Origin of the sequence: Microbacterium sp. K27 (assembly GCF_004794435.1) — a bacterium.
In the GTDB taxonomy this organism is placed as follows: domain Bacteria; phylum Actinomycetota; class Actinomycetes; order Actinomycetales; family Microbacteriaceae; genus Microbacterium; species Microbacterium maritypicum_A.
Genome location: NZ_SSDK01000041.1, coordinates 319,780 through 336,828, shown reverse-complemented (window position 1 = coordinate 336,828; position 17,049 = coordinate 319,780). Strand labels below are relative to the sequence as shown.

18 protein-coding genes and 4 tRNA genes are annotated in these 17,049 nt (G+C 68.4%); 11 read left to right on the top strand and 11 right to left on the bottom strand.

Annotated features, from left to right (window positions below):
* Positions 1-68 precede the first annotated feature (68 nt).
* Positions 69-144, bottom strand: a tRNA-Val gene (locus tag DW307_RS13020).
* 151 nt (positions 145-295) lie between these two features.
* On the opposite strand from DW307_RS13020, the gene DW307_RS13015 reads away from it, so the two are divergent.
* The 3 genes from DW307_RS13015 to DW307_RS13005 all read left to right on the top strand — a co-directional run bounded on the left by DW307_RS13015 (position 296) and on the right by DW307_RS13005 (position 591).
* Positions 296-368 (top strand) — tRNA-Gly (locus tag DW307_RS13015).
* A 54-nt stretch (positions 369-422) separates the two neighbouring features.
* Positions 423-493 (top strand) — tRNA-Cys (locus DW307_RS13010).
* 26 nt (positions 494-519) lie between these two features.
* Positions 520-591: transfer RNA gene (locus DW307_RS13005), tRNA-Val, on the top strand.
* 160 nt (positions 592-751) lie between these two features.
* On the opposite strand, the gene DW307_RS13000 is transcribed toward DW307_RS13005, so the two are convergent.
* The 6 genes from DW307_RS13000 to DW307_RS12975 form a co-directional block, all read right to left on the bottom strand.
* Positions 752-1,978 (bottom strand): Dyp-type peroxidase, encoded by a 1,227-nt coding sequence (locus DW307_RS13000; RefSeq protein WP_136024922.1) that lies wholly within the window; start codon positions 1,976-1,978, stop codon positions 752-754.
* Positions 1,978-2,511, bottom strand: coding sequence for a copper chaperone PCu(A)C (locus DW307_RS12995; protein ID WP_029265333.1), 534 nt, complete (start codon positions 2,509-2,511; stop codon positions 1,978-1,980). Before DW307_RS12995 ends, DW307_RS13000 begins: the two co-directional genes overlap by 1 nt.
* 11 nt (positions 2,512-2,522) lie before the next feature.
* Positions 2,523-3,140 (bottom strand): copper resistance CopC family protein, encoded by a 618-nt coding sequence (locus DW307_RS12990; protein ID WP_136024921.1) that lies wholly within the window; start codon positions 3,138-3,140, stop codon positions 2,523-2,525.
* A gap of 121 nt (positions 3,141-3,261) precedes the next feature.
* Entirely contained in the window at positions 3,262-3,867 is a 606-nt protein-coding gene (locus DW307_RS12985; RefSeq protein ID WP_051667849.1) for a hypothetical protein, read from the bottom strand.
* 64 nt (positions 3,868-3,931) lie between these two features.
* Positions 3,932-5,284: a cryptochrome/photolyase family protein gene (locus tag DW307_RS12980; RefSeq protein ID WP_136024920.1), complete on the bottom strand. Its 1,353-nt coding sequence runs from the start codon at positions 5,282-5,284 to the stop codon at positions 3,932-3,934.
* A gap of 34 nt (positions 5,285-5,318) precedes the next feature.
* Positions 5,319-5,732, bottom strand: a complete 414-nt coding sequence (locus DW307_RS12975) for a DoxX family protein (protein ID WP_021200650.1) — start codon at positions 5,730-5,732, stop codon at positions 5,319-5,321.
* A gap of 181 nt (positions 5,733-5,913) precedes the next feature.
* Between DW307_RS12975 and thrS the strand changes: the two genes are divergently transcribed.
* Entirely contained in the window at positions 5,914-7,839 is a 1,926-nt protein-coding gene (gene thrS, locus DW307_RS12970; RefSeq protein ID WP_231494447.1) for a threonine--tRNA ligase, read from the top strand.
* Positions 7,836-8,390 (top strand): HIT family protein, encoded by a 555-nt coding sequence (locus tag DW307_RS12965; protein WP_021200648.1) that lies wholly within the window; start codon positions 7,836-7,838, stop codon positions 8,388-8,390. The genes thrS and DW307_RS12965 overlap by 4 nt, the downstream gene beginning before the upstream one ends.
* 81 nt (positions 8,391-8,471) lie before the next feature.
* Here DW307_RS12965 and pdxY read toward each other — a convergent pair whose 3' ends face one another.
* Both pdxY and DW307_RS12955 read right to left on the bottom strand, forming a co-directional pair.
* Complete coding sequence (gene pdxY, locus DW307_RS12960; RefSeq protein WP_029259275.1) at positions 8,472-9,323, bottom strand: pyridoxal kinase PdxY; 852 nt, start codon at positions 9,321-9,323, stop codon at positions 8,472-8,474.
* Positions 9,324-9,369: 46 nt separating this feature from the next.
* On the bottom strand, positions 9,370-10,677 hold the full coding sequence (locus DW307_RS12955) for an aminotransferase class I/II-fold pyridoxal phosphate-dependent enzyme (RefSeq protein WP_136024919.1): 1,308 nt from the start codon (positions 10,675-10,677) through the stop codon (positions 9,370-9,372).
* A gap of 90 nt (positions 10,678-10,767) precedes the next feature.
* Between DW307_RS12955 and pdxS the strand changes: the two genes are divergently transcribed.
* Both pdxS and pdxT read left to right on the top strand, forming a co-directional pair.
* A complete protein-coding gene (gene pdxS / locus DW307_RS12950; protein WP_021200645.1) occupies positions 10,768-11,661 on the top strand; it encodes a pyridoxal 5'-phosphate synthase lyase subunit PdxS in 894 nt (297 codons plus the stop codon).
* The gene (gene pdxT, locus DW307_RS12945) at positions 11,651-12,271 is read left to right on the top strand and encodes a pyridoxal 5'-phosphate synthase glutaminase subunit PdxT (RefSeq protein WP_136024918.1); all 621 of its coding nucleotides are present in this window, start codon (positions 11,651-11,653) and stop codon (positions 12,269-12,271) included. The genes pdxS and pdxT overlap by 11 nt, the downstream gene beginning before the upstream one ends.
* Here the strand turns inward: pdxT and DW307_RS12940 are convergent, their stop codons facing one another.
* Positions 12,272-13,195, bottom strand: coding sequence for an aminoglycoside phosphotransferase family protein (locus DW307_RS12940; RefSeq protein ID WP_136024917.1), 924 nt, complete (start codon positions 13,193-13,195; stop codon positions 12,272-12,274).
* Positions 13,192-13,902 carry a carboxylesterase family protein gene (locus tag DW307_RS12935; protein WP_136024916.1) on the bottom strand — a complete coding sequence of 237 codons (711 nt, stop codon included), beginning with the start codon at positions 13,900-13,902 and terminating at the stop codon, positions 13,192-13,194. The genes DW307_RS12940 and DW307_RS12935 overlap by 4 nt, the downstream gene beginning before the upstream one ends.
* An 86-nt stretch (positions 13,903-13,988) precedes the next feature.
* Here DW307_RS12935 and DW307_RS12930 point away from each other — a divergent pair, with 86 nt between their 5' ends.
* The 4 genes from DW307_RS12930 to ruvB are packed head-to-tail and all read left to right on the top strand — an operon-like array spanning position 13,989 to position 17,031.
* Positions 13,989-14,750, top strand: coding sequence for a YebC/PmpR family DNA-binding transcriptional regulator (locus tag DW307_RS12930; protein WP_021200641.1), 762 nt, complete (start codon positions 13,989-13,991; stop codon positions 14,748-14,750).
* 45 nt (positions 14,751-14,795) lie between these two features.
* Entirely contained in the window at positions 14,796-15,380 is a 585-nt protein-coding gene (ruvC, locus tag DW307_RS12925) for a crossover junction endodeoxyribonuclease RuvC (RefSeq protein WP_021200640.1), read from the top strand.
* Positions 15,381-15,389: 9 nt separating this feature from the next.
* Positions 15,390-16,013, top strand: a complete 624-nt coding sequence (ruvA, locus tag DW307_RS12920; RefSeq protein ID WP_021200639.1) for a Holliday junction branch migration protein RuvA — start codon at positions 15,390-15,392, stop codon at positions 16,011-16,013.
* Entirely contained in the window at positions 16,006-17,031 is a 1,026-nt protein-coding gene (ruvB, locus tag DW307_RS12915) for a Holliday junction branch migration DNA helicase RuvB (RefSeq protein WP_021200638.1), read from the top strand. Before ruvA ends, ruvB begins: the two co-directional genes overlap by 8 nt.
* Positions 17,032-17,049 lie beyond the last annotated feature (18 nt).

Here is a 17,049-nt window from a genome sequence, read left to right as displayed (position 1 = left end):
GGGGGCGGGGGGGGGGGGGGGGGGGCGAGCAAGGGACGAAAAAGCCCCCGGGAGAACCGGGGGCGGTGTGGTGGGCGATACCGGACTCGAACCGATGACCTCTTCCGTGTGAAGGAAGCGCGCTACCAACTGCGCCAATCGCCCATACCCGTGGGGTACGTCAACCGATACTACCGGACGCTCGGAGGCCTCGCGGACCACTCGGCGAGACACGCGCGAGATTCGCTGCCGGTTTGGCGGAGTGCGGATCTTCGGCTAATGTTTCATGAGTGCCCGGGATAACCGGGAACGAAATGCGGATGTAGCGCAGTTGGTAGCGCACAACCTTGCCAAGGTTGGGGTCGCGAGTTCGAGTCTCGTCATCCGCTCGAGTGCAGGAGATCTTCTTCGGAAGTTCTGCCGCACGTGGGGTCAATCCACACGGTGGCGTGGCCGAGCGGCTAGGCACCGGCCTGCAAAGCCGTTTACACGGGTTCGAATCCCGTCGCCACCTCACGGAAAACTGAAAAGCCCCAACGGGCGCGATTGGCGCAGCGGTAGCGCGCTTCCCTGACACGGAAGAGGTCACTGGTTCGATCCCAGTATCGCGCACACTGAAACCCCCGGATCTCCGGGGGTTTTTTCGTGTCTCGAAAGTCTCTCGTACTCCGAGGATGTCGCATCGGTTTCCGAAGCAGGCCGTTCCTCGTCGGGGGAGTGCCGCCCGCCGCTGCGGGCGTGCCCGGATGGGCCCGGGCACGCCCGCAGCCGATCATGTCAGGAGCGTGTCGCCGATGAATCCGTCTTCCGCGCATCCGGGCGGGATCGCGAACACGGCGGAGCCGATCGGCACGGTCCACTCGTTGAGCAGGTCGAGCTCGTCGAGTCTGCGCTGCATCGGGATGAACTGCCGCGCGATGTCGGCCTGGAAGGAGACGAAGATCAGCCCCGACTCCGAGACCTCGGCGCCGATCGGACGCTCGTCGTAGTTGTACGCGCGCCGGAAGATGCGCTCCTCCCCGTCGCCGCGCGCCCGCCGGATATGTGCGAACTGCGGGATCACGGGGAACCCTATCGACGTCTTCGCCTCGAAGTCGGGTTCGTCGAACTCGTCCGTCCCGGTCAACGGTGCCCCGTTGGCGAGTGTTCGCCCCACAGAGGCATCGCGGCCGCCGCGGTCCAGGCGGTCCCACTTGTCGAGGTCCATGCGGATGCGGCGGATCACCATGCCGGTGCCGCCTGCCAGCCAGCCGTCCGCACTCCACACGACCTCGTCGAAGTCCGGTGTGCCCGGTTCGGGGTTGGTCGTGCCGTCCACCTGTCCGAAGAGGTTGCGCATCGTCGTCCCGGGGCGTTCCGTGCCGTAGGCGCGGCGGAACCCCTGCTGCGTCCATCGGATGCTCGCGAAGCCGCGGGCGTCCTTCAGGAGCATCCGTGTCGCGTGGGCAACCGTCAACGGATCGTCCCCGGCGAGCTGCAACAGCAGGTCTCCATCCGAGAATTCCGGTCGCAGCTGATCCACCCCGAAAGCCGGGAGCGGTGCGAGCCACGCAGGGCCGGAGCCCGCGGCGCGCGCGACGAGACCGGGTCCGAAGCCGAAGGTGATCGTGAGCCGCGCCGGCGAGAGCGCGAGCTCCGGCTCGGAATCGGCGAGGGCGGGGAGCCCCTGCGTCAGACGAGCTGCGTCGTCCGTCAGGATCCGCATCAGGCGAGTGAGCCCGTCGCGGTCCACATCCTCGCGGAGATCGAGCCCGAGGAAGACACCGTGGGCTTGCGCCGCGGTGTCGACACCGGCTTGGTGGGCGCCGAAGAACGGAACGGTCTGCTCACCGTTCATCGGCGTGGAGACCGGCTTCGCACCGTTCTCCTGACTGTTGAGGGCGAGATCCACTCCGACAGCCGCGACCGCGCCGACGCCGGCGACGGCTCCTCCGAGGAGGAACTGTCGCCGGGTCGACCCGGCGCGGCGGGAGCGGGCGCCCTCGGCGGGCGCCGACATCACTGCCCCGAGCCGTCTTGCTCTTCGCCGCCCTCGTAGTTCTCGTTCGCGCCGGAGTAATCCTTGACGGGAGCGGTGAACTCATACGTGGAGTCGTCGGAGAACGTGAGGGTGAAGGTCACATCGCTGCCTGCCGTGAGAGGACCGGTCAGGTCCATCATCATGATGTGGTTGCCTCCCGGCTCCAGAGCGAGCTTCCCGCCGGCGGGAATGACGAACCCGCCGTCCTTCTCGCGCATCACCATCTCACCGGCCTCGTTCTCGACCGTCTCGTGCAGCTCGAGCATGTTCGACGCCTCGGATGTGACGGAGACGACGGTCACGTCGTCGTCACCACTGTTGACGAGGGTGCCGAAGCCGGCGGACATGCCCTCTTCCGCGGACTTCACCCACGCATCCTCGATCGTGACGGCGTCACCCGCGGGGCGGGATGCGGATTCGGTCGGGGAGCTCTCCGGGGTGCACCCGGTGAGCGCGAGGAGGGAGACCGCGATCACGGCCGCGAGGCGGGGAAGATTCTTGCTGGTGTTCACAGTGGTGCCTTTCACAGGTCATCTGCCGCGGAGCCGCCGTCTTCCGGCGGAGCGGCTGCCGTCCGAGGACGGCGGAGGAATCGGATGAGGACGAGGACGAAGACGGCTGCTGCCGCCCCGCCTGCGCCGATGAGCAGCACCCTGACGATGCCGCTGGAATCTGCTGCGTTCTGATCCGGCTGTTCTGCGGATGCCGCCGGGGTCTCCGCCGCGCCGCCGTATGCGGGGGCTGCCATCGGCTCGGCATCGCCCACGGTGAACGGGACGACGCCGGCGATCGGATGGCCGTCTTCCGACACGACCTGCCACCGCACCTGGTAGCCGGCGGTAGGCATGCCCGGCTCGAGCGGGGCTGTCACCGTGCGGCCGGCGACCGTGACGTCACCGGAGACCCAGTCCTTCCCCGAGGCGTCGACGACCAGGACGACAGCCCCGGTCAGTGACTCGTCGAGCACCAGGAGCTCACCGGAGAAGGTCATCGTGATGCTCTCCGGCGCGACTGCCAACTGCTCGTCGGCGGCCGGGGAGCTGGAGATCAATTGGTCGTGGGCAGACGCGGGCGTGGCGATCGCGAGGGTCGCGACCGTCGCCAACGCCAGCCCGGCCGCAATCCTGCGGACAGGGGACATGGGAATGGCCTCTCATCAGACGTCGCGTGAGCGACGTGCATGCATGCGTTCAGAACCCGTGCGCGACGAAAGGCGCACGGAGGTGACGCACCACAGGACCGGCGAAAGCCCAGGGCGCGGATCAGATCGCTGCGGAGAGGGGAGGAGCGCGGCCTCTGAGGGTCGCGAGGAGAACGAGATCGCCCGTGCGTGCGACGTCGAAGATGCCGCGGAGAGCGCGCGGGAGGCGGAGAGCCGGGAGGACCAGCACGTGATCGACCCGGCGGCGCAGCCATCGCCCCAGCTGCACGGCGAGGTTGCGTGCGGCGATGATCAACCGCTCGCCTCGATACAGCGCGGACACCGTCAGCAGCGCCGCGAGCGCGTGGCCCAGCCACATCGATGCGTCGGCGGTGACAGCCTCAGGGAGGCCGGGCGTCGCGGGGATCACGAGAGGCGCACCGTGCACGTGCGGGACGGAGACACCGGAGGGCGTGACGGTTCCGAGCACGAAGAGGGTGTGGAACAGGAACTGGCTCACCGCGACCGAGAATGTCAAGCGGATGAGCGACAGTGAGCGGCCGGCGAGCAGCACGCAGATCATGAAGGAGAACACCCACGGCACCACGATGCCGAGCGCACCGGGCATCTGTCCGCCACCCGACACGTGCCCTGCGAGTGCGACGAAGATCGCCAGCGACGAGGCAGCGAAGCCGCGGATGACGGCTGGCTTCCTGGACTCGGTCACGGCTCCAGTCTGGCATGGACGGCGCGCGCGTCCTTCTCCGACCATCAGGTGACACGCCCTCCGGTCACTCGCGGCGAGTGCGTGGGGTGCGCTTGACGACGTCGTACGCGGCGAGTGCCGCCTTGCGTGTGTCACCCAGGTCGACGATCGGCTCGGCGGGGGCGTCTGCGGCCCAGCGCGAGATGTAGAGGTTCTGTGGGTCGAACTTCTTCGCCTGGAGTTCGGGGTTGAACACACGGAAGTACGGAGCGGCGTCGGCGCCGGATCCGGCGACCCACTGCCAATTGAAGGGATTGCTGGCTTCATCGGCGTCGACGAGCGTGTCCCAGAACCACTCTTCACCCCGGCGCCAGTCGATGAGCAGGTTCTTCACGAGGAAGGAAGCCACGACCATCCGCACCCGGTTGTGCATGTAGCCGGTGTGCCAGAGCTCTCGCATGCCGGCGTCGACCAGAGGCACGCCGGTCTCACCGTGCTGCCAGGCATCGAGGTGGGTGGGGTCCAGCGGCGGCCAGGGGAAGGCGTCGAACTCCGGTCGCAGGTTCTCCGAGGCGAGATCGGGGGAGTGGTACAACGTGTGCCAGGCGAACTCGCGCCAGCCCAGTTCGGAGAGGAAACCTCCCGCACCGTCGACACCCACCGCCTCGTGCCAGACCGTGAACGCGCTGATCTCGCCCCAGCGGAGGTGCGGTGACAACCGCGACGTGGCACCGGAAGCGGGTTCATCGCGTGCGCGGTCGTAGTGCCCCAGGTCTTCGTCGAGAAAATGGCGTAGACGCCGTCGCGCGGCGGGTTCACCGGGCTCCCAGGTCTCGCGCAGGCCGTCGGCCCAGTCGGGGGCGGTAGGCAGCAGGCTCCAGTCCTCGAGGGCCTCGGTTGCCGGAGTGCGTTGCGGGCCCTCGACCGTTCGCGGCTCCGGGAGCGGAGCGCGGGGCGCGGGGAGCGCGAGGCACGCCCGCCAGAAGGGAGTGAAGACGGAGTAGTGCGTGCCGCTGCCCGTCGTGACCGTCCACGGCTCATGCAGCAGAGAGCCGGCGAAGGAGGCGACCTCGAGTCCCTCGGCCCGGAGGGACGCCTTCAGCGCGGAGTCGACCGCGCGCTCGGCACCTCCGTAACGGCGGTTCCAGTAGACGGCACCCGCTCCGACCTCCGCAACAGTGTCGCGCACGATGCGCTCGGCCCGGCCGCGTCGCAGTACGAGTGCACCGCCACGTTCACGCAGCCGCTCGTCCAGCGACGCCAGAGAGTGGTGCAGCCACCAGCGCGCGGCGCCACCGAGCGCACGGATGCCCGGTGACTCCTCGTCGAGCACATACAGCGCGATGACCGCTTCGCCTCGTTCGATCGCGGCCCGCAGCGCAGGGTTGTCGGCGAGTCTGAGATCATCGCGGAACCACACGATGGAGGGGGACGTCATGGGGACAATTCTCCTGGAGGTCGGGCTCGGTCGTTCAACGACGACGGCGGTCGCGGCGGCGCGGGTTCTCGTCTCCGGTCGCCCACAGCGCCCACAGAACGAGAAGCGGCTGCAGGAAGAGCCTGCCGAATCGGCGAGCATCCGTGTCGAGTCCCGGGGTCGAGCGCTTCGTGCGCCACTGGTGGATGTTCCCCGGCAGCACGGCGACGAAGAACGCGGCGGTCGCCCAGCCGATGCGGCGCCGCTCTTTCGGCAGCGTGAGCAGGCCGGTGGCGAGAGCGACCTCCGTGGCACCGGAGGCGATCACGATCGTGTCCTTGTCCAGCTTGGTCAGGCGGGTCGCCCAGTCCGGCACCACCACCCGGAATCCGCGGGTGCTGAGGAAGTGGCCGACCCCGATCGCGCCGAGCGCGATCGCGAGGATCCATCGTGCGACTGCTCTGTCCATCCGTTCACGTTACGTGATGCTCGCGAAGCGGCGTGGACGTCGTGCGGCGCGGACGAGGACGGTCAGGAGGACCGGGTCATGCGAGTAACCTGGGTATCGACCCAGATGGAGAGTTTCTGTGCCTGAAAACGCCCGGCCGAATGACGGCTTCGCCCTGTTCACTGACCGAAACGTCGTCGCGATGCGCGTCAACGGCGACCTCAAGGATCTCGCCACGACCGTGACCGACACCGATGTGGTCGAAGCGGTCACGATCGACAGTGCGGACGGGCTGAACATCCTCCGTCACTCGGCAGCCCATGTGCTGGCGCAGGCGGTGCAGCGCATCAACCCGCAGGCGAACCTCGGCATCGGCCCGCCCGTCACCGACGGCTTCTACTACGACTTCGGGGTCGAGACCCCGTTCACGCCGGAGGACATCAAGGCGATCTCCAAGGAGATGCAGCGCATCGTCCGCGAGGGACAGCGCTTCGTCCGCCGTGTCGTGACCGACGACGAGGCCAGGGCCGAGCTCGCGGACGAGCCGTTCAAGCTCGAGCTCATCGGTCTCAAGGGCGGGAAGGAAGCCGCAGAGGGCGCCTCCGTCGAGGTCGGCGAAGGCGAGCTGACGATCTACGACAACACCACCCGTGATGGCGAGGTCGTCTGGAAGGACCTCTGCCGCGGCCCGCACCTACCCAACACGCGCATGATCGGCAACGGTTGGGACCTCACGCGCATCGCCGCCGCGTATTGGCGCGGCAGCGAGAAGAACCCGCAGCTGCAGCGCATCTACGGCACGGCATGGCCGACCAAGGACGAGCTGCGTGCCTATCAGGAGCGCATCGCCGAGGCGGAGCGCCGCGACCACCGCAAGCTCGGTGCGGAGATGGACCTGTTCTCCTTCCCCGACGAGATCGGCTCGGGACTCGCGGTGTTCCATCCCAAGGGCGGCATCATCCGCTACGAGATCGAGGAGAACCTGCGCAAGCACCTGCTGCGCAACGGGTACGACCTCGTGAACAGCCCGCACATCACGAAGAAGGACCTCTTCATGACGTCGGGTCACCTGCAGACCTATGCCGACGGCATGTTCCCGCCTATGCACCTCGACGAGATCGTCGACGAGGAGGGGAACATCACCCGCCAGGGTCAGGACTACTACCTGAAGCCGATGAACTGCCCGTTCCACAACCTCGTCTTCCGCTCGCGCGGGCGCTCCTATCGTGAGCTGCCGCTGCGCCTGGCCGAGTTCGGGACGGTCTACCGCTACGAGAAGAGCGGCACGCTGTCGGGACTGACCCGAGTGCGCGGTCTGACGCAGGACGACGCCCACATCTACGTCGCGCAGGACCAGGTCAAGGAAGAACTCACCACCAACCTGAACCTCGTCCTCGACCTGCTCCGCGACTACGGCCTCAATGACTTCTACCTCGAGCTGTCGACGAACGAGGAGGGGAACCCGAAGTTCCTCGGCGAGCCGGAGCAGTGGTCGACGGCGATCGACACGCTGCGTGAGGTCGCGATCGAGTCCGGCCTCGAATTGGTCGCCGACCCCGGCGGCGCGGCCTTCTACGGACCGAAGATCTCCGTACAGGCACGTGACGCGATCGGGCGCACCTGGCAGATGTCGACCATCCAGCTCGACTTCAACCAGCCGGAGCGCTTCGAGCTGGAGTACACCGGACCCGACGGGCAGAAGCACCGGCCGGTGATGATCCACCGCGCGCTCCTCGGCTCCGTCGAGCGCTTCTTCGCGATCCTCCTCGAGCACTATGCCGGCGACTTCCCGCTCTGGCTCGCACCCAGCCAGGTGGTCGGCGTCCCGGTCGCCGAGCAGTACGGCGACTACCTGGACGACGTCATCGGGCAGTTGCGCGCTGCGGGCGTCCGGGCCGACGTCGACCACTCGGATGACCGCATGCAGAAGAAGATCCGCACCCACACGACGGCGAAGGTGCCCGTCATCCTCATCGTCGGTGAGCAGGATCGTGCCGCGGGGACGGTGTCGTTCCGTTTCCGCGACGGCACGCAGGAGAACGGCGTCCCGGTCGCGGACGCGGTGCGCCGGATCAACGCCGCCATCGCTTCGCACGCGCTCGTGCTGAAGGCAGGGGACCTGGCGTGACCGAAGGGGAGCAGCCGCTGGAGGACGCCGGTCGCCTCGCCGGCGTACCGGACGAGTTCCAGCGGCTGTGGACCCCGCACCGGATGGCGTACATCCAGGCGGGGCCGGAGCCGCTGCGCGAGGAGTGCCCGTTCTGCGAGGCCCCGAAGTTCCCGGATGCCGAGCGGTTGGTCGTCGCCCGGGGCGAGACGGCCTACGTGCTGCTGAACCTCTTCCCCTACAACTCGGGACATCTCCTGGTCTGCCCGTACCGCCACATCGGCACCTACGACCAGGCGACGCCGGAAGAGGTCGCCGAGATCGGAGCGCTGACGCAGACGGCCATGCGGGTTCTCCGTGAGGTGTCCCGATGCGACGGCTTCAACCTGGGCATGAACCAGGGCGCGGTCGCCGGCGCCGGCGTCGACGCCCACCTGCACCAGCATGTGGTGCCGCGTTGGACGTCGGACGCGAACTTCTTCCCGATCATCGCGAAGACCAAGGCGCTTCCCCAGCTCCTCGGAGAGGTGCGCGAGGCCGTGGCAGCGGCCTGGCCGGAATCCGACCACTGAGGCCGACGGCTTCGTCCCTCACCGCCCACCCGTCCGGCGGGCATCCGTCGAGCGGGGGAGCGGCGAGAGCGAGTACGGGCCTCAGCGCACCTGGCGGGCGGTGAACTGCATCTGCGGGTTCGCGTAGAACTCCTGTGCCTCGACGAGCTGCAGCTCGCGCTCACCGGATTCGAGCGTGGCCTTGAGCAGGTCGTACACGCTCGATGCCGTGCGCTCGAGCGCGATCCTCGCGCTGCCCGTCTCGACGTAGTGGGCGGTGAACAGTGCCGCGGTCACGTCTCCTGAGCCGTTCGCCTTCATCGGCAGGTGCGGGGTCTGCACGAGCCAGGCGCCCTCCCCGTCGGCGGCGAGCATTTCGATCGTGCCCTCTTCGCGGTCGGGGCGCTCGACACTCGTCACGAGCACGGTGCGCGGACCCATCGCGTGCGCGAGATCGACCGAGGCGAGCGTGGACTCGAGCGTGTCGGGCTCGGTGTCGGTGAGGAAGCCGAGCTCGAACTGGTTCGGCGTGATGATGTCGGCGACCGGAACGACGCGCTCGCGCAGCAGCACCGGGATGGCCGGCGCCACGAAGCAACCCGACTTCGCGTTGCCCATGACCGGGTCGCAGGCGTACACGGCGTTCGGGTTCGCGGACTTGACGCGCGCGACGGCGTCGATGATCACGTCGCCGATGCCCTCTCCGCCCTGGTAGCCGCTGAGGACGGCGTCGATCTGGCCGAAGACGCCGCGTTCCTCGATGCCCGTGATGACCTCGCGCACATCGTCGGGAGCGATCATCGGTCCGCGCCAGGCGCCGTAGCCGGTGTGATTCGAGAAGTTCACGGTGTAGACCGGGAGAACTTCGACGCCGATGCGCTGCAGAGGGAACACGGCGGCGGAGTTTCCCACGTGTCCGAAGGCCACGGCTGACTGGATGGAGAGGATCTTCATTCTCCGACTCTTTCGTTCAGGGCGGGCCGGCGCCCGCGACGGATGGTCATCGCCCGGCGGCGACGAGGTCTGCGACCAGTGATTCGGCCTCGTCGTCCGAGAGGTCGTGCACCGTCAGGCGCAGGTGATGCGACGGCCCGGCCTTCTCATCGAGCGCGAAGTCGTCTCCGGTGCGGGCGAGCCAACCGCGGCGCATGAGCCGGTCGGCGACGGTCCGCGCGGGCCGGGGGAATTCGATCCACAGGCTCATGCCGTCGGACACCGTCGCATCGACGCCGCTCTCACGCAGTCGCGCGGCGAACGCCGCGTTGCGCTGCGCGTAGTGCGCGGCGGCGGCGGCGACCTCGGCCATCACCGCATCGTCGGTCAACTGTGTGAGGGCGAGTCGCTGAAGGAGATGGCTCACCCAGGTGGTGCCGGGGCTCAGCCGCATCGCGAGGCGTTCCGCGGTCTCCGGATCGGTGGCGGCGATGGCGAGGCACATGTCCGGTCCCAGGAACTTCGACACGGAGCGCACGAGGGCGAAACGGCGGTGGTCGGGGCCGATGAGGGACTCGTAGGGGCGCTGCGACAGCATCGAGAAATGGTCGTCCTCGATGATCAGCACGTACGGGTGGTCGGCGAGCACGGCACGAAGGTCGGCGGCACGAGAGGCGGTGAGGCTCGCGCCGGTCGGATTCTGAGCGCGTGGGGTGCAGATGATGGCGCGGACGCCGGCCTCCAGCGCGGAACGCAGGCCGTCGACCGTCATCCCCTCGGCATCGACAGGCACGGGGACGGCCCGGTATCCGCCCAGGCGCACGGTGTGGATGCTCGCCAGGAAGCACGGGTCTTCCAGAGCGACCGCGTCGTCACGCATGAGCGCCTGGGCGAGCAGCCTCTCGACAGCGTCGACGGCGCCGCTGGTCACGGTGATGCGGAAGTCGACGTCGTCGAGGTCGGTCGAGATCCAGTGCCGGGACCACTCTTCGAGACCGCGGTCGATCACGGGCTCGCCGTAGAGGACGGGACGGGACGCGATGGTCATGAGCGCCGGCGCCGGGTCGGGGATGAGGCGCGGATCGGGGTTCCCCGTGCCGATGTCGCGGAGCACGGTGTCGGGGGCATAGCCCTCCTGAGCCACGGCCTCGATCCCGGCGACGACGGTTCCCGCGCGCCCACGGGAGATCACGAGGCCCGCCTGCGCGAGCTGTCGATAGGCGGCGACGGCAGTATTCCGATTGACGCCGAGGGTGGCAGCCAGCTCCCGCACCGGGGGGAGCACCGCACCGGCCTGGAGGATTCCGCGGTCGCGCAGGGAACGCACGCTGTCGGCGATGTCCGATGCGGTGGTGCCTGTGATCTGGTCGCTCATGGTCCTCCTCAGCGATTCTAGGTCGAATCGGACAGTGCTATGTTTGATCTAGATCAAAACCGACTTCGGTGCATCCGACAGGAGTTCCCCATGGCAGAGCAGACAACCACCGGATCCGCGCGCGTCAAGCGCGGCCTCGCCGAGATGCTCAAGGGCGGCGTCATCATGGACGTCGTCACGGCAGAGCAGGCGAAGATCGCCGAAGACGCTGGCGCGGTCGCCGTGATGGCGCTCGAGCGCGTCCCGGCCGACATCCGCGCGCAGGGTGGGGTCTCCCGCATGAGCGACCCCGACATGATCGACAGCATCATCGATGCGGTCTCCATCCCCGTGATGGCGAAGGCGCGCATCGGTCACTTCGTCGAGGCGCAGGTGCTGCAGGAGCTCGGTGTCGACTACATCGACGAGTCCGAGGTGCTCTCGCCGGCCGACTACGTGAACCACATCGACAAGTACGGCTTCACGGTTCCGTTTGTGTGCGGAGCGACCAACCTCGGCGAGGCATTGCGTCGCATCAACGAGGGGGCGGCGATGATCCGCTCCAAGGGCGAGGCCGGCACCGGCGACGTCTCCGAGGCGATGAAGCACATCCGCAAGATCCGCGGCGAGATCGCCGCGCTCACGGCGCTGCCCAAGGACGAGCTCTTCGTCGCCGCGAAGGAGCTGCAGGCGCCGTACGAGCTCGTGGCGGAGATCGCCGAGACGGGCAAACTCCCCGTCGTGCTGTTCGTCGCCGGCGGGGTCGCGACCCCGGCGGATGCCGCGATGATGATGCAGCTCGGTGCCGACGGCGTGTTCGTCGGATCGGGCATCTTCAAGTCGGGCAACCCGGCTGAGCGCGCGAAGGCGATCGTCAAGGCGACGACCTTCTTCGACGACGCCAAGGTCATCGCCGAGGTCTCGCGCGGACTGGGCGAGGCCATGGTCGGCATCAACGTCAGCGATCTCCCGGCCCCGCACCGCCTCGCCGAGCGTGGCTGGTAAGACCCGCGTCGGCGTCCTCGCGCTGCAGGGCGACGTGCGAGAGCACGCCGCCCTGCTCGCGCAGTTGGGTGCCGATGCGGTCCTGGTCCGTCGACCCAACGAGCTCTCCTCCGTCGATGGACTCGTGATCCCGGGCGGCGAGTCGAGCGTGATCGACAAGCTCTCCCGCATCTTCGGCATGCAGCAGCCGATCCGTGACGCGATCGCGGCGGGGATGCCGGTGTTGGGAACATGCGCGGGACTGATCATGCTCGCCGATGACATCGTCGACGCGATCGACGGCCAGGAGTCATTCGGCGGACTCGACGTCGTCGTGCGCCGGAACGCCTTCGGCCGTCAGGTCGAGTCGTTCGAGGCTGTGCTCGATGTTCCCGCCTTCGAGGGCGAACCCGTTTCCGCGGCATTCATCCGCGGTCCCGTGGTCGAATCGGTCGGCCCGGGTGCAGAGGTGCTGGCTGAGTTGTCCGACGGCCGCGTGGTCGCGGTGGAGCAGGGAAATCTGCTCGGGCTGAGCTTCCACCCCGAGATCACGGGGGAGAAGCGCTTTCACCAGCGCTTCCTCGCACGGGTGGAAGCACGTCGAGGAGTGACGGCACCGCCGCAGGTGTGATCAGATCAGTGCGGCGAGCCAGCGCAGAGCCGGATCCGCCTGTGCGCGCTGAAACTCGCGGAGGCCCGGAAGCTGAGGGATCTCGGGCTGCGCCTGCTGATACCAGAGGAACGACGCGAACGCCGAGATGACGGGGAGCAGTGCAGCCTGAGGTGGCGCGCCGTGCTCTTCGAAGATGGCCCAGGCCTCTTCGCAGGACGGCCCCCCGGACGCCTCGACGCTCGGCAGCAGACAGGGGAGATCGATCCACGCGGCACCTCGTCGCGCGTGTGGCCAGTCCAGGAGATGGGCGCGCCCGTCGCTGATCAGGATGTTGTCGGATCGCACGTCGTCGTGCACGATGACGTCGCCGTGCAGCGCGTCCTGGAAGCAGTCCTCCATCGAGAGGAGCGCGCGCACGCGGCTGGACAGGCCGTGGGGGAGAGCCTCCAGGAGCGGTGGATCCGCTGCGATCTCGTGCCATCGTGTGAAACCCGGGATCATGCCGTCCTCCGCGCGGGGCATCGCCGATGGCGCGGGGGTGGTCGACAGGGTGCGGAGGGCCCGTGCCACGGAATGCAGGTCCTCGGTCGTCCAGGGTCGGCCGGGATGGCGTCCGTCGATGGCCTCGATCACGAGCGCGGTACCGACGGCGGCGTCGATGGCGCCACGGAGACGCGGGGCGACAGATGGCGGCAGATGTGCGAGCGTGCGCAACTCCTCGCGAAGGAAGTGCAGAGAGTCCGCGTGCCAGTCTGCGCCGCAGGCCTTGACGAAAGCGTGACCGGCGGTGGTCGTCACGACGCCCGCATAGGACGCGCTGAAGCCGCCATGAGCGGGTTCGTCCCCCACGAAGTCGCCACCGATCACACCGACGATCTGCGTGCGCAGCGAAGCGGGGAGGGCACTCCAGGCGGGTCGGAGGCGGTCCGCTCCCGGTTTCATGGTGCCGCCCGCTCCGTGTCGTGATTGTTCTGCCGGTGGGAGAGCAGCCAGCTGTAGAGCTCGGGGTTCGCGTACGTCTCGGTCCAGGAATCGTGACCGACGCCCGCATAGCGCGTGAACCGCACGTCGGCGTCGAGCGATCTGAGCTCCGCCACGATCTGCTCCGTCGCGGAGATCGGCACGACGTCGTCGGCGTCGCCGTGGAACGCCCACGTGGGCAGGGCGCGGATAGGGGCAGCGCTCTGCATCCACAGTCCTCCGCAGATCGGGGCGATCGCCGCGAACCGATCGGGGTAGCGCACGGCGAGGCTCCAGGTCCCGAACCCGCCCATGCTGAGTCCGGTCACGGCTACGCGGGCGGGATCGATGCGGTGCGCCGCGGCGACCTCGTCGAGCAGCACGGACAACGTCGTGAGCTCGGCGACCCACTGACTCGATTCGGGGCACTGCGGTGTGACGAGGATGAAGGGGAACTCGTGGCCGGCATCTGCCAGCCTCGGCGGCCCGTGCACCGCGGCGAGATCGACGTCGGATCCTCGTTCGCCCGCACCGTGCAGGAACAGCACGAGGGGCCAGAGCCTGTCCGGATCCGTTTCGTAGTCGTTCGGCAGATGCACCAGATACCGCAAGGAGTCGGCCGGTGACGGCTCGCCGTCATGCACGTCCGACGAATGGGATGCAGGGGTGATGTGTCGCGATCGGCGCATGCATCCATCCTGCTCCACTTGCGCGGTTCGTTAGACTGGACGACGCGCTGAGTGCGAGCTCACGCGGATACGACGAGCGGAGACTTATGTCCGGGCATTCCAAGTGGGCGACCACGAAGCACAAGAAGGCCATCATCGACTCCAGGCGCGCGAAGTCCTGGGCCAAGCTCATCAAGAACATCGAGGTCGCCGCGAAGCTCGGCGGGCCCGACCTTGCGGGCAACCCGACGCTCTTCGACGCGGTGCAGAAGGCCAAGAAGACCTCCGTCCCCAAGGACAACATCGACCGCGCGGTGAAGCGCGGTGCGGGCATCGGCGGCGAGGCCGTCGAGTACCTCTCGATCATGTATGAAGGCTACGGACCCAACGGTGTCGCTCTCATGATCGAGTGTCTGACCGACAACAAGAACCGCGCGGCCGCAGAGGTGCGCACGGCTCTCAGCCGCAACGGCGGCACGCTGGCGGACCCGGGCAGCGTCGCCTACAACTTCAGCCGCAAGGGCGTCATCGTCGTCGGCTCCGAGGGCACCACCGAGGACGACGTCATGATGGCGGCACTCGAGGCCGGCGCCGAGGAGATCGAGCCGCATGCCGAGGGTTTCGAGGTCATCACCGAAGCCACCGACCTGGTGGCCGTGCGCACCGCGCTCCAGGAGGCGGGTATTGACTACGAATCCGCCGACGTCGAGTTCGTTCCGAACCTCAAGGTCGAGATCGACGCCGACACCGCTCGCAAGATCTTCCGTCTGATCGACGCTCTGGAAGACAGCGAAGACGTGCAGAACGTGTTCACGAACTTCGACCTCACCCCCGAGGTGCAGGCCGAGCTGGAGAACGACGAGGCGTAGGCGCGCCGGACGGTCCATGTCGGTGCCGCGGCCTAGCCTGGGGAAGTGACCTCCTCTCTGCGCGTGCTCGGCATCGACCCCGGGCTCACCCGGTGCGGTGTCGGCGTCGTCGACGTCGACGGCTCGCGTCGAGGAACGCTGGTGCACGTGGGGGTGATCCGCTCGTCCCCGGATGCCGAGCCCGGCGATCGCCTCGCGATCGTCGCCGCCGGGATCCGTGCCGTGATTGCCGAGCATCGCCCGGATGCGGTGGCCGTCGAGCGTGTGTTCGCTCAGCAGAACACGCACTCGGTGATGGGCACGGCGCAGGCCAGCGGCGTCGCGCTGCTGATCGCCTCCGAGTCCGGGCTCCCCGCGGCGACGCACACCCCCAGCGAGGTGAAGGCGGCCGTCACCGGATACGGCGCGGCGGACAAGCGGCAGGTGCAGACGATGATCGCCCGCATCCTGCGGCTGGACGCGCTCCCGCAGCCGGCCGACGCGGCCGACGCCCTGGCGATCGCCCTGTGCCACGCCTGGCGACGCGGAGGCGCTGCATCCCCCGGCCAGGGAGCGCTGACTCCGGCGCAACAGGCCTGGGCCGATGCCGAGAAGCGTGTCGGTCGAACATACCTACGAGCGACGCCGTAGGCTGAGGGGATGATCTCCTCTCTGCACGGTGTCGTCCTGCACGCGACATCCGATCAGGTCGTCATCGACGTGGGCGGAGTCGGATTCGCCGTCGCCGTCCCCACTGATGTGGCGCACACGGCCGTGGTGGGGGAGAAGCTCCTGCTGCACACCAGTCTCATCGTCCGCGAGGACTCGCTGTCGCTGTTCGGCTTCGCCGACCGGGGTGAGCTGGAGATCTTCGGTCTGCTGATCGGTGTGACCGGCGTCGGTCCGAAGTCGGCGCTCGGTGTGCTCTCGCACCTCACGGGTGATCAGATCGCCGAAGCCGTCACGGCCGAAGACGACGCCCCGTTCCGGCGGGTGTCCGGGATCGGTCCCAAGACCGCCAAGCTCATCGTGCTGCAGCTCGCCGGCAAGGTGCAGGCCTTCGCCGCGCCGTCGAGGCCGGCCGCCGCCACGGGAGGCACGGACGTCGTGACGCAGGTGGCCGCAGCGCTCGTCGGCCTCGGCTGGTCGGAGAAGGTGGCCGCGGAAGCCGCAGCCCAGACCGCGGCAGAGGCTACCGAGGCGGAGAGCGCATCGGTCGCCGCGCTGCTCCGACGCACTCTCGCCCTTCTCGGGCCGGCTCAGGGAGGCCAGGCGCGTGTCTGATCCGTTCGACGCCAGTGAGCCGTCTGACGAGACCGAACTCGCGATCGAGGGCGCCCTGCGCCCGACGAGCCTGGGGGAGTTCGTCGGACAGCAGAAGGTCCGCGGTCAGCTGCAGCTGCTCCTGGAAGCGGCCCGCATCCAGAGCCGTCCCGCTGATCACATCCTCCTGGCGGGCCCCCCGGGACTCGGCAAGACGACGCTCGCGATGATCGTGGCGCACGAGAGCGAGCGTCCGCTGCGTCTCTCGAGCGGCCCGGCGATCCAGCATGCCGGTGACCTCGCCGCCCTGCTGTCGAGCCTGGTCCCCGGCGAGGTCCTCTTCATCGATGAGATCCACCGCATGGCGCGCTCCGCAGAAGAGATGCTCTACCTCGCGATGGAGGATTACCGCATCGACATCATGGTGGGAAAGGGCGCGGGAGCCACGAGTATCCCGCTCGAGCTCTCGCCGTTCACCCTGGTCGGCGCGACGACGCGCTCCGGGCTGCTGCCCAACCCGCTCCGCGACCGCTTCGGATTCACCGGGCACCTCGAGTTCTACGAGGAGTCGGAGCTGGAGCAGGTGATCGCCCGGTCGGCTGCGGTCCTCGGTGTGGATCTGCCGACCGACTCGCTCTCCGAGATCGCCCGGCGTTCGCGGGGCACACCACGCATCGCGAACCGCCTGCTCCGCCGCGTGCGCGACTACGCCCTGGTGCACACGGGGGGAGTGGCCACGATCCGCGAGGTGCGCGCGGCTCTGGAGCTGTACGACGTCGACCCGATCGGCCTGGACCGCCTGGACCGCGCGGTCCTGGAAGCGCTCGTCCGGCGGTTCCGTGGCGGCCCGGTCGGGCTCAGCACGCTCGCGGTGGCCGTCGGCGAGGAGGCGGAGACGGTGGAGAGCGTCGTGGAGCCGTATCTCGTGCGGATCGGCTTCCTCGGGCGCACTCCTCGGGGTCGCGTGGCTATGCCCGAGGCGTACTCGCATCTGGGCGTCCCGCATCCGGACGGGATGCTTAAGTTGGATGACCTATAATCACTGAAGACTTCCCGG